This is a genomic window from Alteromonas alvinellae (genome assembly GCF_902705805.1).
In genome coordinates, this window is record NZ_CACSIH010000075.1 from 1 (window position 1) to 234 (window position 234).

Below are 234 nucleotides of genomic sequence, written 5' to 3' on the forward strand. Positions count from 1 at the left end.
TCAGGATAGTTGTCGCCTCAGTTTTTCATAGTATTAGACAGGGTGCGGAAGTTAGGCATGAGTGAGACATTATCCAGAAGAACATAAAAAGGCAGTGGTTAGTAAGTTGATTGAAAGCGGTTTATCATTACGCCAGTTTGCGCAAAGAGAAGGTATTAGCCTGTCTACTTTGTATGGTTGGCGGGATAAGTATACAGAGGCCGATTTCAGTTTGACTAAAAGTAATACGCCAGA

The 234-nt window shown here is 41.5% G+C and carries 1 protein-coding gene; it reads left to right on the top strand.

Going from position 1 to position 234, the window contains the following annotated elements; all coding sequences use genetic code 11:
• Window positions 1-61: 61 nt before the first annotated feature.
• A partial coding sequence (gene tnpA / locus ACX5KA_RS05325) for an IS66 family insertion sequence element accessory protein TnpA (RefSeq protein ID WP_458730595.1) occupies window positions 62-234 on the top strand: 173 nt, incomplete at its 3' end.